Consider the following 14,530-nt stretch of genomic DNA (forward strand, 5'->3'; position numbering starts at 1 on the left):
ATGAGGATCGTCGGTGGTGCGCTCCGCGGCCGGCCGCTGGCCACGCCACGCACCGATTCCATCCGGCCGACAACCGACCGCGCGCGGGAGGCCGTGTTCAACGTGCTGGCCCACCGGTTCCCCGACAGGCTCGAGAGCGCGCGCGTGCTCGACCTGTTTGCCGGCACCGGCGCGCTGGGGCTGGAAGCCCTGTCGCGCGGGGCCTCGCATGCCGTTTTCATCGAAGAATTGGCCGAGGGGCGAGGGCTCATCCGCACCAATGTCGAAGCCTTCGGGCTCACGGGCAGAACCAAGATCTTCCGCCGTGACGCGACTGCCATCGGCGATATCGGGACGATGTCGCCATTCGGGCTGGTTTTCGCCGATCCGCCCTATGGCAAGGGGTTGGGCGAGCGGGCCCTGCGCAGCGTCCGGGCCGGCGGCTGGCTGCAACCGGATGCGCTGTGCGTGGTGGAAGAAGCCGCCTCGGTGCCGTTCGAACTCGGTCCCGATTTTTCGATCCTCGATGAACGCAGCTATGGCGACACGGTGATCCGCTTCATCGCCGCCGCCTGACTTCCGCCGCCTTCGGCCTTCACATCACCCGCAATCCTTGAGATTCGGCGCATGATCAACCGGAGCCCGCAATGAAACCAGACTTGTACCGGCTTTGCGTGGCGTCGCTGGCTCTGTTCCTGGGGCTGGCCGGAATGCCGGCCTTGGCGGAAGCGCCGGCGGGCAAGGAATGGCAGGTTTCGAGCTTCGTGCTCGACAACGGCATGGAAGTGGTCGTGATCCCGGACCGGCGCGCGCCCATCGCCACCCATATGGTATGGTACAAGGTCGGCAGCGCCGACGAGCCGCCGGGCAAATCCGGCATTGCCCATTTCTTCGAACATCTGATGTTCAAGGGCACGCGTAACCACGCGGCCGGCGAGTTCGACCGGGCCGTCGCCGAGATCGGCGGCAACAACAACGCTTTCACCTCCTACGATTACACAGCCTATTTCGAGATGGTGCCGGCCGATGCGCTGGAGCGGATGATGGCGTTCGAGGCGGATCGCATGCGCAATCTGCTCCTCACCGAGGAGGTGATCGCCACCGAGCGCGATGTCGTGCTGGAAGAGCGCCGCTCGCGTGTCGACAATGACCCCAGCGCCCTGCTGGACGAGGAAGTCAGCGCCACGCTCTGGCAGAACCAGCCCTACCGCATCCCGGTGATCGGCTGGATGCAGGAGATGGAGCAGTTGAACCGCGCCGATGCCCAGGCTTTCTACGATCGTTATTATACGCCCAACAATGCGGTGCTGGTGGTGGCCGGCGATGTCGAGGCCGAGGCCGTGAAGGCCATGGCCGAGCGTACCTATGGCAAGATCGCGCGCGGGCCGGACCTGCCGCCGCGCCTGCGCCCGGTCGAGCCCGAGCAGAACACCCGGCGCACGGTGACGCTGACCGACGGGCGGGTGAGCGTGCCGAGCTTTTCCGCGCAATGGGTGGTGCCGTCCTACAGCACCGCGAAACCCGGCGAGGCCGAGGCGCTCGACCTGCTGGCCGAGATACTGGGCGGCGGCACGCGCAGCCGGCTCTACCAGGAACTGGTTGTGAAGCAGGGGATCGCCGCGAGCGCCGGCGCCTCCTATAGCGGCACGATGCTGGACGATACGAGCTTCGCCGTCTATGGCGCGCCGCGCGGCGATGCCTCGCTGGAAGATGTCGAGCAGGCAGTTGCAAAAGAGGTCGCCCGCATAGCCAGCGACGGCGTCACCGCCGACGAACTGGAAAAGGCGAAGAAGCGATTCGTTCGCGCCACCATCTTCGCGCGCGACCGCCAGTCCGGCATGGCCAACATCTTCGGCAGCACGCTGGCGACCGGGGGAACGGTGCAGGACTTGCAGGAGTGGCCGGACCGCATCGCCAAGGTGACACCGGAGCAGGTGAAAGCCGCCGCAGCCCGCTACCTCCTGCCATCGCGTTCGACGACCGGCTATCTTCTTCCGCAGGCGAAAGGCGGGAACTGAGCCATGCAGAAGCTTCCGATGCCATTCCAGCATGCCGGTGCAGGGTTCGTCGCCTTGCTGGCGCTCCTGCTTTTCCTTGCGTTGCCTGCGCATGCAGGCGTGAACATACAGGAAGTGCGCTCCGAAAAAGGCATCACCGCCTGGCTGGTGGAGGACTATACGGTTCCGATCGTCACGCTGCGCTTCGCTTTTGAAGGGGGCAGCACCCAGGATCCCACCGGCAAGGAGGGGCTGGCCAATCTGATGAGCGGCCTGTTCGACGAAGGAGCGGGTGAATTCGACAGCAATGCCTTCCAGGAAAAGCTCGATGATGCGGGCGCGGAGATGCGTTTCTCCAGCGGCCGCGACGATATCTATGGCAGCATGCGCGTGCTGGCCGAGGACAAGGATGTGGCGTTCGAACTGCTGCGCCTTGCCATCGAAAGCCCCCGTTTCGACCCACAGCCGATCGATCGTATCCGCAGCCAGATCCTGACAGGCATTGATGCCGCCGAACGCGACCCCAATGAGCAGGCCAGGAAACAGTGGATGCGGGCGATCTACGGCGACCATCCTTACGCGAAGCCCGATGAAGGCACGAAACAGAGCCTCGCCGGCATCACCGCCGAAGACCTGCGCGCCTTCCACAAGGCGCAGTTTGCGCGTGACGGCCTGCATGTCGCCGTGGTCGGGGCCATCGATGCGGAAACGCTGAAGCGCGATCTCGACCGCCTGTTCGGCAGCCTGCCCGAGAAGCAGCAGTTGAAGCCGGTGGAGCGCGTCGACCTCAAGCTCGGCCAGCAGCTCAAGGTGACTTACGATCTGCCCCAGACATCGATCCAGATGGCCTTTCCGGGCATCGAGCGCACCGATCCCGATTTCTACGCCGCGGTCCTGATGAACGAAATCCTCGGCGGTGGCACCTTCACCTCCCGGCTGTTCGAGGAGGTGCGCGAAAAGCGCGGGCTCGCCTATTCCGTCGATTCGGTCCTTTCAAACCGCCGTTATTCCTCTTTCCTCGGGATCAGCACCGCGACCCGCTCGGACAGAGCTGCCGAAACGATCGAGGTGGTACGGGATGTGGCCCGGCGCATGGCGCAGGAGGGGCCGACCGCTGCCGAACTGGAAGCGGCCCGGAAATATCTGATCGGCGCCTATGCCATCAACAATCTGAGCTCGTCGGGCGCGATCGCCAGCACATTGGTGGAGTTGCAGCTCGCCGGGCTTGGCAGGGACTATATCGAGCGGCGGCCGGCACTGCTCGAAGCCGTTACGGTGGAGGACGTGAAAAGGGTCGCCACCAGACTGCTCACCACCGAGCCGGCCATGATGCTGGTCGGCCCCGAAGCGCACAAGGCAAATGTCCAATGAGCCCGACATTCAGCATAGCCTTCGGTGGTGGCGGAGCGCGAGGCCTCGCGCATATCCATGTCGTCGAGGCCTTCGATGAACTCGGCATCAAGCCCGTTGCCATTGCCGGCTCGTCGATCGGCGCGATTGTCGGCGCCGCCATGGCGTCGGGAATGACGGGCCGCGAAATCCGCGACTATGCCCGCTCGATCCTGTCGCGTCGCTCGGAGGTCGCCAGCCGCATGTGGCAGGCCCGGCCCGACAGTTTCGCCGACCTGATGAAGGGCGGGCTGCATGTCAGCCAGTTCAACGTCGAGCGCATCCTGAAGGCCTTCCTGCCCGAAATCATACCCTCCAGCTTTGCCCAGTTGCAGATTCCCCTGAAGGTGACGGCGACCGACTATTACGGTCACAAGCTCGCCGTGCTGGAGGAAGGCGATCTGATCTCGGCCCTGGCCGCTTCGGCCGCGATTCCGGCCGTTTTCAGGCCGGTGACGCGCGGCGGGAGGGTGCTGATCGACGGCGGCATCTACAACCCCGTTCCTTTCGACCTTGTCGACCATGAGGCGGATATCGTGGTCGCCATCGACGTGGTCGGCGCCCCTGTCGAAAACGGCCTGCGGCGTCCGAATTCCATCGACCTGATGTTCGGCGCCACCCAGCTCATGATGCAATCGATCATCGACAGCAAGCTGAGCCAGAGCCGGCCCGACATATTGATCCGGCCGCCGGTCTCGAAATTCAGGGTGCTCGATTTCCTCAAGATCGATGCGGTGATGAAGGAAACCGCCTCGATCAAGGACGAGGTCAAGCGCAGGGTCGAGGAAGCGGCAAAGGCCCGCTACGAGCCCCAAAAGCATTGATATCGCCGCAAAAACCGCCTGCATATCCCTTCGCCATTGCGAAAGCGGGGCGTCGACAATAGATGGGGACGCAAGGGCCTGCATTCTCACCCGCCACGGGAACTCGACATGACAGACAAGATCGACGCCGCAAAGCTGACCGACCGTGTTTCCGCACTGGTCGAAGCGGCGAGAAAGGCCGGAGCCGACGCGGCCGACGCGGTCGCGATCCTCGGCCGCTCCACCGGCGTCTCGGTGCGGCTCGGCAAGGTTGAAGGGACCGAATCCTCGGAAAGCGAGGACGTCTCGCTGCGTGTCTTCATCGGCAGGCGCGTTGCCAGCGTTTCGGCAACGGCGGCCTCCGATCCGGCCACCCTGGCCGAAAGGGCGGTCGCCATGGCCAAGGTGTCGCCGGAAGACCCCTACCAGGGCCTTGCCGACCCGTCCCTTCTGATGAAGCGGCAAGCTGACCTCGATTTGTTCGACGCCACCGAAATACCGGCCGAACGGCTGAAGGACGATGCGCTGGCTGCCGAGGCCGCAGCCCTTGCCGTGAAGGGAGTGACCAATTCGGCCGGCAGCAGCGCCAGCGCGGGCATGGGCGGGCTGGTGCTCGCCACGTCCGGCGGTTTTGTCGGGCACTATGCGGCGACGCGGTTTTCCCGCTCCACCAGCGTGATCGCCGGCGAGGGAACCGGCATGGAGCGCGACTACGAATTCTCCTCGCGCCAGCATTTCGCCGACCTGGATTCGCCGGAGGATATCGGTCGCAAGGCCGGTGAAAGGGCGGTGAAACGCCTCGGCGCACGCAAGGCGGCGACGGGTACGGTCGATGTGATCTACGACCCGCGCGTGGCGCGCGGCATTGCCGGCCATCTTGCCGGAGCGATCAACGGCGCGGCTGTCGCCCGCAAGACCAGCTTCCTGCGCGACATGATGGGCGGCAAGGTTGCCAATGCCGCGATTACGGTGACCGATGATCCTCTGCGCCGGCGCGGCCAGGCCTCGCGTCCCTTCGACGGCGAAGGCGTGGCCGGCGAAAAGCTGGTGATGGTCGACAAGGGCGTGCTGAACCACTGGTTGCTGTCGACCTCGGCAGCGCTGGAACTGGGCCTCGTCACCAACGGGCGCGGCGCACGCCACGGCTCGTCGGTGTCGCCTTCCTCCACCAACTTCACCATCGAGGCCGGAGAGGTTTCGCCTCAAGACCTGATACATGGGTTGAAAAGCGGCTTCTATGTAACTGAAGTCTTTGGACAAGGCGTCAACATGGTCACCGGCGAGTACAGCCGGGGCGCATCCGGCTTCTGGATCGAGGACGGTGAACTGGCCTATCCCGTCTCGGAGGTCACCATCGCCTCCAATCTCAAGGACATGTTCCTGCGCATGACGCCGGCCAATGACCTGGACCGGAATTTCGGCACCGCGGCACCCACCTTGCTCATCGAAGGAATGACCCTTGCCGGAAGCTGACAAACCCGGCCTTCCGGCACCGGAGGAAGATCTGGTCCTTCTGCGCGAGGCCGCGAAGCAGGCCGGCGCCATCGCCATGGGCTATTTCGGCAAGGATCCCCAGGTGTGGATTAAGGCCGGCACGTCTCCGGTCAGCGAAGCCGACTATGCCGCCGACAAATTCCTACGCGAAACGCTTCTGAAGGCCCGGCCTGACTATGGCTGGCTGTCCGAAGAGACTGCCGATGACCGCAGCAGGCTTGCGGCGCGACGCACCTTCGTCGTCGATCCCATCGACGGGACGCGGGCATTCCTTGCCGGCAATTCGACCTGGTGCGTCAGCGTCGCGGTGGTCGAGCAGGGCAGGTCGCTGGCCGGTGTGCTGGATTGTCCGGCGAAGGGCGAGGTTTTCTGGACGTCACATGGCACCGGGGCCTTTCTCGACGGCAAGCGGCTTGCGGTGAGGGCGCCCGGACCGCAACCCGAAATCGCCGGTCCCAAGGCGCTCGTCGACCGTCTGGAGCCGGATTTGCTCGCCCGCACCCAACGGGTCGACTATGTGCCGTCGCTCGCCTACCGCCTAGCCATGATCGCCGACGGGCGCATCGACGCCTCCTTCGTCAAGCCGGATTCCCATGATTGGGACCTTGCCGCGGCGGCGTTGATCCTTGAAGAAGCGGGCGGCTCGCTGCTGGATGCGACCGGGCGTATCCCGCCGTTCGCCGGCGAGCGTATCCGCCATGGCGCGCTGATCGCCGGGAGTGGCGAACTCCTGGCCGAGCTTGCCGCCGTCATTGCCCAGCCGGAAGGCGCTGCAACGCATTCTTAGAAGTTTGGGTATTGGTACAGGTTTAAATATTTGCCGGTTTGGATTAGACCAAGCCAGCAATTCTACCGATAAAGGATGAACATGAGCAGCGGTGACGACAAGCAGCTTCTGCATCTGGTGTTCGGCGGCGAATTGAAGGAACTTGGCAGCAACCAGTTCCGCGATCTCAACGCGCTGGACATAGTGGGCATTTATCCGAACTATCAGGCAGCCCATGCAGCCTGGAAGGCCAAGGCACAGGCAAGCGTCGACAATGCCCATATGCGTTATTTCGTGGTGCATCTGCACAGGCTGCTTGATCCGGAACACAAGGTTGACGCTTGAGCATGAAGCAGGAAGCCGCATCGGTGCGGAGCAGATCGTCCGCCTCCGGTGACAAGCGCCAGAAGGCGTCGAAACGGCTGTGGCGCCGGATTCGCCAGCCCTTGGCGCAGTCGCGCTTCGCCAAATCCGCTGTCGCCAGCCTGCTGGCGCAGGCGCTGCGCTTCATCCGGCTCACCAATCCGCTGACCAAGGGTTCGACCGCCATCGCGGGTGGCGAATACGGCCATCTCGAACCGGGCATCATCGCGCTGTGGCATGGCCAGCACATCATGGCGCCCGTATTCTATCCCAAGGGGCGGCCGCTTGTGGCCATGGTGTCGCGCAGCGCAGATGCCGAGCTCAACGCGCTGGTGGTCGAGAAATTCGGTATTGAGGCGGTGCGCGGCTCGGGAGGGCGCGACAACGCCCGCCATCTCGACAAGGGCGGCGCCAAGGCATTGATTGCCCTCAAAAAGTCGCTGGTGGCCGGCAAGAACGTCGCCATGATCGCAGATATTCCCCATGGCACCCCGCGCGACGCCGGACTTGGCATCGTCCTGCTTGCCCGTCTTTCCGGCCGGCCGATCCTGCCGGCGGCCATCGCCACCAGCCGCCGCAAGGTGCTGGAAAAAAGCTGGGACAAGACGACCATCAACCTGCCGTTCGGGCGCTCTTCCATCGTGGTCGGCACGCCCGTCTTCGTGGCCAAGGATGCCGACGATGCGGAAATGGAACGCAAAAGGCAGGAAGTGACAAGTTCGCTGAACGAAGCAACGGCAAAAGCCTACAGCCTGGTGGACGGGGCGCGATGAGCGAACGCGCCGCCCGCACCCTGCTGACCCTTTACCGTTATGCCGGAGCCGCAGCCTATCCGCTGATGGGTCCTTACGTGGCCTGGCGCGCCTCCAAGGGCAAGGAAGACAAGGGCCGTACCCGCGAGCGCTATGGCATTGCCGGGCAGGAGCGCCCCGACGGGCCGCTGATCTGGGTGCATGCCGCCAGCGTCGGCGAGACGATCGCCGTCGTTCCGCTGGTGCAGACCATCCTCGGTTACGGCGTCAACGTCATCCTGACCACGGGGACCGTAACCTCGGCCAAGGTGGTGACCGAGCGGTTGGGCGACAGCGTCATCCATCAATATGTGCCGCTCGACATCAAGCCGGCCGTCAGCCGTTTCCTGAACCACTGGGTGCCGGACCTTGCCATCATCGCCGAGTCCGAGATCTGGCCGATGACCATCCTGGAACTCGGTGCCCGCAACGTGCCGCAAGTTCTGGTCAACGGGCGCATGTCGGACCGTTCCTTCGCTTCGTGGAAGAAGCGGACGAGCCTTGCCGAAGCCCTGTTCGAGAACCTTGCCCATGTCGTGGCGCAATCCGAGATCGACGGCGAACGCTTCCGCACGCTGGGCGCGCGGCCGGTTACCGTATCCGGCAACCTCAAGGTGGACACGCCGCCCCCTCCGGTGGACGAAAAGGCGTTGCAGATCCTGAAGCGTCAGATCGGCAATCGGCCGACATGGGCCGCCGTCTCGACCCACGAAGGCGAGGAGAAGATGGCGGCGGAAATCCATGCCGCCCTGCGCAAGCGCCATCCCGGCCTGCTCTCCATCGTCGTACCCCGCCATCCGGCCCGCGCTGAAGAACTGGCGGAACAGATCGGCTCCATGGGCCTCAAGCTGGTGCGCCGCAGCCTCGGCCAGCCGATTGCCGCCGACACCGACATTCTGCTCGGCGATACGATCGGCGAGATGGGGCTTTATCTGCGTCTTACGGAAATCGCCTTCGTCGGCCGGTCGCTATCCTCTACCGGCGGACAGAATCCGCTCGAACCAGCCATGCTGGATACGGCCGTCCTCGCCGGCCGTAATGTCCAGAACTTCCGCGAAGCCTACAAGCGGCTGCTGGACCGGGGCGGGGCCAAGCTGGTGCGTGACCGCAACATGCTGGCCGGCGCCGTCAATTATCTGCTGGTGAACGAAGAAGCACGCCGCACCATGATGACGGCCGCCGCCGCAACCGTGCAGGACATGCGCGGCGCCCTTTCGGCCACCATGAAGGTGCTGGAGCCTTTCATTCAGCCGCTGGTCGTGCAGGCCAGGCTGAGCCGGGCGGGCAAGGGCTGACATGGCGAGCGAGGCACCGCCTTTCTGGTGGGAAAAGCCGGACTGGCGCGCATTTGGCCTTTCGCCGCTTTCCGCCGCCTATGCCTTCGTCGCCGGTCGCCGGCTGCACAAGACGCGGCGCGAGAAGATGTCCGCCCCGGTGCTGTGCGTGGGGAATTTCACCGTAGGCGGCACCGGCAAGACGCCGGTGGCCATCGCGCTGGCGAAGCAGGCGCGTAGCATGGGGTTCGCGCCCGGCATCCTGTCGCGCGGCCATGGCGGCGGCTTTTCCAGCCCGCATATCGTCGATGCCCATCATGATGCGGCCAGGCATGTCGGTGACGAACCGCTGCTTCTGGCCGAGCATGCGCCGGTAGCGGTGACGGCGAACCGTGCCGCCGGGGCGCGACTCCTCATGGAGCAGCACGGCTGCAATTTCCTCATCATGGACGACGGCTTCCAGAGCGCCCGCATTCATATCGACTACGCGCTGATGGTGGTGGATGCACGCTATGGGCTCGGCAACGGCCGCGTCATTCCCGCCGGCCCCTTGCGGGCCAGGGTGGTCGACCAGCTTGTCCATGCCCACGCGCTCCTGCGCATGGGCGAGGGAAGCGCGGCCGATGCCGTGGTGCGGCAGGCGGCCCGCGCCGGCAAGCCGATCTTCGATGCCCGGACCCGGCCGTGCAATGCCGGGCGCTTCGCCGGGCGACGCTTTCTTGCCTTTGCCGGCATCGGCCATCCGGAGAAATTCTTCGACACCGTGTCAAAGGCCGGCGCGACGGTGGTTCTGACCCGCCCCTTTCCCGATCATCATTTCTACGCCGCGGATGAGCTGGACGAATTGCTGGCGATGGCTAGGGCAGAGGATCTGGAACTGATCACGACCGCCAAGGATGCGGTGCGGCTTCGCCACGGCGCGGCCAGCCCCGAATTCCTGAAGCATCTGAACGTGCTGGAGATCGAAACCGTATTCGATCAGGAGCAGGCGCCGGCCCGCATCATCAACGAGACGGTGGAAAGCTGGAAATTGCGGCGTCTGGCGGGATAAGGCATCGGATCGAAACGGGAACCGGTTCGCGGCTTTCCCGGATGTCCGATCGAGGTGCCGTATCCTGCTACTTCGCCCGGCTGCGCAGGTCCGGGTTCATTTCCAGCTCGCGCTCGAAGGAAATCCTTGCGCTGGCATAGGCTTCCTGCCGCTCGACGCTCCAGTATTTCAGCTCGTCGAGCGTGATGTGCTCGCCCGTCACCGCGCACCGGACATAAGCGCCGGGGCTGGTGACCTGAAAGTCACCATCGAGATAACGGATGCGGGCCTCCCGGCTGCCGGGACCTTCAAAGCGGTTCATCATGGAAGCGTACCAGATTCAATCAGCATGTCATCGCCGCAAAAAGTGGCGAGGTCAAGTTTGGGTCAGCGCCGGCCGAACAGGCGCTCGATGTCGGCCAGCTTGAGCTCGATATAAGTCGGGCGGCCGTGATTGCAGGTGCCGGACCCCGGCGTCGCTTCCATCTGCCGCAGCAGCGCATTCATCTCCTCGGGCTTGAGGCGACGACCGGAACGCACCGAACCATGGCAGGCCATGGTCGCGGCAATGTGATGGAGGCGTTCGGTCAGCGTTTCGGTGGTGTCATGGTCGGCGATCTCGTCGGCCAGGTCGCGCACCAGTTGCGGGACGTCGACTTCGCCAAGCATGGCAGGCGTCTCGCGCACCGCCACCGCGCCAGGCCCGAACCGTTCGAGCCGCAGGCCGAAGTGCGCCAGGGTCTCGCCATGCAGGGCGAGACGCTCGGCATCGTCTTCCGGAAGGTCCACGATTTCGGGCAGAAGCAGCATTTGCGAAGGCACCGGGCGCGAATGCAGGGCCGTCTTGAGCGCCTCGTAGACCAGCCGCTCATGGGCTGCATGCTGATCGACGATGACCAGCGAATCCCCGGTCTGGGCAACGATATAGTTCTCGTGCACCTGCGCTCGCGCGGCGCCGAGGGTCGTCCGCTGCAATTGCTCGTCGGCTTCCGCCTGGCCAGCCCGCATGTCCGCGCTGGCTGCTGTCATCGGCGTGAAAGCGGCTTGCCGGCTTTCGGCAAGCCCGTTGACGAGCGGCCGATAGGGCGACGCCTGAAGATCGAAACCCGCCGCCGGTCGAAACGGCGTTCCGTTCCGGGGAATGAAAGACGCGCCGCCGCCGTCCGATGGTGGAGGCGCGGAGCGGAAGGCCGCTATCATCCCGGCCGCCCCGGTGGTCGCGGCCCGGATGCCGGCATCGGCCAGCGCCTGGCGGATCGCGCCGACGATGAGCCCGCGCACCAGTCCGGGCTCGCGGAACCGCACATCTGCCTTGGCCGGATGCACATTGACGTCCACCGTGGCCGGATCGAGCGTCAGGAACAGCACGGTCACGGCATGGCGGTCACGCGGCAGCACATCGGCATAGGCACCGCGCACCGCGCCGGCGAAGAGCTTGTCGCGCACCGGCCGGCCGTTGACATAGGCATATTGCTGGAGCGCGTTGGCGCGGGTGTAGGAGGGGATCGACACATAGCCCTGCAGATGGACGCCTTCGCGCATGGCATCGATGGGGATCGCGTTGTCGGCGAACTCCCGCCCCATCACCTGCGCGATGCGCTCCAGATGCCCGTCCGGCGCATCACCGGTCGCCGGCAGGTCGAGCGTCGTGCGGTCGGCTCCCGCCAGGGTGAAGCGGACCGAGGGGAAGGCTATGGCGATGCGCCGGACGATGTCGCTGGTCGCCGAGCTTTCGGCGCGCTCGGTTTTCATGAACTTCAACCGGGCCGGCGTGGCGAAGAACAGGTCGCGCACCTCAACGGTGGTGCCGCGATTGGCAGGCGCCGGCCGCACCGGCGTAATGTGCCCGCCTTCAACCCCGATCTCTGCCCCGCTGTCGCCGTCCTGCGCTCGCGAGCGGATGGAAAGCCGCGCCACCGAACCGATCGAGGGCAGGGCCTCGCCCCGGAAACCCAGCGAGCGGATGTCGTGGATATCGTCGGCGAGCTTGGAAGTGCAGTGGCGGCCGATGGCCAGCGGCAGCTCCTGCGCGTTCATGCCCGAGCCGTCGTCGGTCACGCGGATGAGGTTGAGGCCCCCGCCGCCGGTGACGATCTCGATGCGGCCGGCACCGGCGTCCAGCGCATTTTCGACCAATTCCTTCACCACCGAGGCAGGGCGCTCGATCACCTCGCCGGCGGCGATCTGGTTGATCATGGTTTCGGAAAGCTGGCGGATCGGCATGGCGCTACATTAGCCGGATTCTGTCGGGCTAAGAAAGCGACCGGTGCCGTTCGCCCCCAGCCAAATCATGCCGCCTGCGAGGGGAGGGGTGGTGCCTGTCGCATAATTAAAACTCATACGATCAATCACGATTTTCAGGCGTTACAGCCGGATCGACCGGAGTTAGCATGATATTCGTGCAATGCGTATCGGATCCGGAGGGGAGGACATGGGTACTGTCGAAGCCGTTGCCGAGACAAGCGGTCAACCTTCGCGTCGGGAAAGGGGCGGGCGCCATGCCAGGCGCGAGCAGCGCTCGCATGGGCCGCAAGGGCTCGGCCGTCCCTATATCGTCCGCGGCATTCCCACCTACGACATCCTGTCGGAAGAAAATCTCGTCCGTATCGAGGAAACGGCCGACCGCATCCTGGCCGAAATCGGCATCGAATTTCGCGACGATCCGGTAGCGCTCGATCTGTGGCGCAAGGCCGGCGCCAAGGTCGACGGCGTGCTGGTGAAGTTCGAGCCGGGCCTGCTGCGCGAGGTGCTGAAGACGGCGCCAGCGGAATTCACCCAGCATGCACGCAATCCCGCGCGCTCGGTGCAGATCGGCGGCAACAAGGTCGTGTTCTCGCCGGCCTACGGCTCGCCTTTCGTCATGGACCTCGACAAGGGCCGCCGCTACGGCACCATCGAGGACTTCCGCAACTTCATCAAGCTCGCCCAGTCCTCGCCATGGCTGCACCATTCGGGCGGCACGATCTGCGAACCGGTCGATGTGCCGGTCAACAAACGCCATCTCGACATGGTCTACAGCCATATCAAATATTCCGACCGTGCCTTCATGGGCTCGGTCACCGCCGAATCCCGGGCCGAGGATTCCATCGAGATGGCCCGCATCGTGTTCGGGCGCGACTTTGCCGATAAAAACTGCGTGATCCTCGGCAATGTCAACGTCAACTCGCCGCTGGTCTGGGACGGTACCATGACGCTGGCACTGCGCGCCTATGCACGCGCCAACCAGGCCGCGGTGATCGTGCCCTTCATCCTCGGCGGTGCCATGGGGCCGGTGACCAACGCCGGGGCGATTGCGCAATCCCTGGCCGAGACCATGGCCGGCTGCGCGCTCACCCAGCTCGAACGGCCGGGCGCGCCGGTGATCTTCGGCAATTTCCTGTCTTCCATGTCCCTGCGCTCGGGCTCCCCCACCTTCGGTACGCCCGAACCGGCCGTCGGCTCCATGGTGATCGGCCAACTGGCTCGGCGGCTCAACCTGCCGCTGCGCTGTTCCGGCAACTTCACCACCTCCAAGCTGCCGGATGCGCATGCGATGAACGAGGGCACCATGTCGATGCTGGCGGCAGTGCATTGCGGCGCCAACTTCATCCTGCATTCGGCCGGTTTCCTCGACGGGCTGCTCTCCATGTCCTACGAGAAATTCGTCATGGATGCGGATTTCTGCGGTGCGCTGCATACCTATCTCGACGGCGTGAAGATCGACGACAACCAGTTGGCGCTCGATGCCTTCCGCGAGGTCGGACCCGGGAATCACTTCTTCGGCTCCGCCCATACGCTGGCCAACTACGAGACGGCTTTCTGGGATTCCGAGATCGCCGACAATGAGCCGTTCGAGAAATGGGAAGCGGCAGGTTCGCTGGATGCCGCCACCCGTGCCAATCGGCGCTGGAAGAAGATGCTGGCTGAATATGAAGCGCCGCCCCTCGATCAGTCGATCGACGAGGCGCTTCAGGATTTCATGGCGCGCCGCAAGGACGCTATGGAGGATGCATGGTATTGAAAGGCAGGTTCATCGCAGGAGGATCATGATGAAACTGCCGCTGCTTGCCCTCGTCCTGGGAAGCCTCGTTCCCGCCGCCGCCATGGCCGGCCCGGCATCCGATGCCGTGAAGTTCTTCTACACGCAGGGGCGGTTCGTGGGCGATCCGGACTATCGTGACCGTCTGGTCGAGCCGGTGAAAAAGCTGTTCGACCAGAACGATGCGGCGCTCGCCAGCGCAGACGGTCTGCCCTGCATAGATGCCGATCCGGCACTGGACGCGCAGGATTTCGACGATGCCGAACTTGCCCGCACGCTGAAGCTTTCCGAAACCGTCAATGGCGACCAGGCCGAGGTAACCGCGACATTCGACCTGTTTGCCGACAGCGAGGACGCCTCCCGCGAAATGGTGTGGTCGCTCAAGAACATCGATGGCCGCTGGAAGGTCGCCGACATTGCGTCGAAGACGAATGGCTGGCGGCTGAGCGCACTCGAATGCTTCGCCGGAGAGACCGAATAGGAACCGGCATCCGGCACACAAGCATGTCGCCCGGAAGTGGGAACCGGTTTCGGGACAACGACATGCGTAAAAACAATCGCTTAAAGCGCAAGGAGCGAATCTGAAAGATCGCGACACGCTTTAGCGAACAGAACCGCCAGCATCG

Annotated in this window: 14 protein-coding genes; 12 read left to right on the forward strand and 2 right to left on the reverse strand. The window is 64.5% G+C overall.

The features are described from left to right. The 10 genes from rsmD (at nt 1) to lpxK (ending at nt 9,907) form a co-directional block, all read left to right on the forward strand. Nucleotides 1-555 (forward strand): 16S rRNA (guanine(966)-N(2))-methyltransferase RsmD, encoded by a 555-nt coding sequence (gene rsmD, locus ACVCNR_RS01380; RefSeq protein WP_447073532.1) that lies wholly within the window; start codon nt 1-3, stop codon nt 553-555. 71 nt (nt 556-626) lie between these two features. Beyond that, nucleotides 627-1,997, forward strand: coding sequence for a M16 family metallopeptidase (locus ACVCNR_RS01385; protein ID WP_447073534.1), 1,371 nt, complete (start codon nt 627-629; stop codon nt 1,995-1,997). A 3-nt stretch (nt 1,998-2,000) separates the two neighbouring features. After that, nucleotides 2,001-3,347: a M16 family metallopeptidase gene (locus tag ACVCNR_RS01390; RefSeq protein WP_447073536.1), complete on the forward strand. Its 1,347-nt coding sequence runs from the start codon at nt 2,001-2,003 to the stop codon at nt 3,345-3,347. Continuing rightward, nucleotides 3,344-4,189 (forward strand): patatin-like phospholipase family protein, encoded by an 846-nt coding sequence (locus ACVCNR_RS01395; protein WP_447073537.1) that lies wholly within the window; start codon nt 3,344-3,346, stop codon nt 4,187-4,189. Before ACVCNR_RS01390 ends, ACVCNR_RS01395 begins: the two co-directional genes overlap by 4 nt. Before the next feature lie 108 nt (nt 4,190-4,297). Continuing rightward, nucleotides 4,298-5,641 (forward strand): TldD/PmbA family protein, encoded by a 1,344-nt coding sequence (locus tag ACVCNR_RS01400; RefSeq protein WP_447073539.1) that lies wholly within the window; start codon nt 4,298-4,300, stop codon nt 5,639-5,641. Then, nucleotides 5,628-6,449 (forward strand): 3'(2'),5'-bisphosphate nucleotidase CysQ, encoded by an 822-nt coding sequence (locus ACVCNR_RS01405; RefSeq protein WP_447073541.1) that lies wholly within the window; start codon nt 5,628-5,630, stop codon nt 6,447-6,449. Before ACVCNR_RS01400 ends, ACVCNR_RS01405 begins: the two co-directional genes overlap by 14 nt. Nucleotides 6,450-6,530: 81 nt before the next feature. Further along, nucleotides 6,531-6,773, forward strand: coding sequence for a DUF4170 domain-containing protein (locus tag ACVCNR_RS01410; protein WP_354195654.1), 243 nt, complete (start codon nt 6,531-6,533; stop codon nt 6,771-6,773). 23 nt (nt 6,774-6,796) lie between these two features. Then, nucleotides 6,797-7,564, forward strand: coding sequence for a lysophospholipid acyltransferase family protein (locus ACVCNR_RS01415; RefSeq protein ID WP_447073543.1), 768 nt, complete (start codon nt 6,797-6,799; stop codon nt 7,562-7,564). Then, the gene (gene waaA / locus ACVCNR_RS01420) at nt 7,561-8,877 is read left to right on the forward strand and encodes a lipid IV(A) 3-deoxy-D-manno-octulosonic acid transferase (protein WP_447073545.1); all 1,317 of its coding nucleotides are present in this window, start codon (nt 7,561-7,563) and stop codon (nt 8,875-8,877) included. The genes ACVCNR_RS01415 and waaA overlap by 4 nt, the downstream gene beginning before the upstream one ends. A gap of 1 nt (nt 8,878) precedes the next feature. Then, nucleotides 8,879-9,907: a tetraacyldisaccharide 4'-kinase gene (gene lpxK / locus ACVCNR_RS01425; RefSeq protein WP_447073546.1), complete on the forward strand. Its 1,029-nt coding sequence runs from the start codon at nt 8,879-8,881 to the stop codon at nt 9,905-9,907. Between the two features lie 67 nt (nt 9,908-9,974). Here lpxK and ACVCNR_RS01430 read toward each other — a convergent pair whose 3' ends face one another. Beyond that, entirely contained in the window at nt 9,975-10,211 is a 237-nt protein-coding gene (locus ACVCNR_RS01430; protein WP_354195646.1) for a DUF2093 domain-containing protein, read from the reverse strand. Between the two features lie 62 nt (nt 10,212-10,273). Then, nucleotides 10,274-12,109, reverse strand: a complete 1,836-nt coding sequence (mutL, locus tag ACVCNR_RS01435; protein ID WP_447073547.1) for a DNA mismatch repair endonuclease MutL — start codon at nt 12,107-12,109, stop codon at nt 10,274-10,276. A gap of 208 nt (nt 12,110-12,317) precedes the next feature. Between mutL and ACVCNR_RS01440 the strand changes: the two genes are divergently transcribed. Both ACVCNR_RS01440 and ACVCNR_RS01445 read left to right on the forward strand, forming a co-directional pair. After that, complete coding sequence (locus ACVCNR_RS01440) at nt 12,318-13,886, forward strand: trimethylamine methyltransferase family protein (RefSeq protein WP_447073548.1); 1,569 nt, start codon at nt 12,318-12,320, stop codon at nt 13,884-13,886. 25 nt (nt 13,887-13,911) lie between these two features. Then, entirely contained in the window at nt 13,912-14,385 is a 474-nt protein-coding gene (locus tag ACVCNR_RS01445) for a DUF3828 domain-containing protein (RefSeq protein WP_447073549.1), read from the forward strand. Nucleotides 14,386-14,530 lie beyond the last annotated feature (145 nt).

It is taken from the genome of Aquamicrobium terrae, from assembly GCF_052978165.1.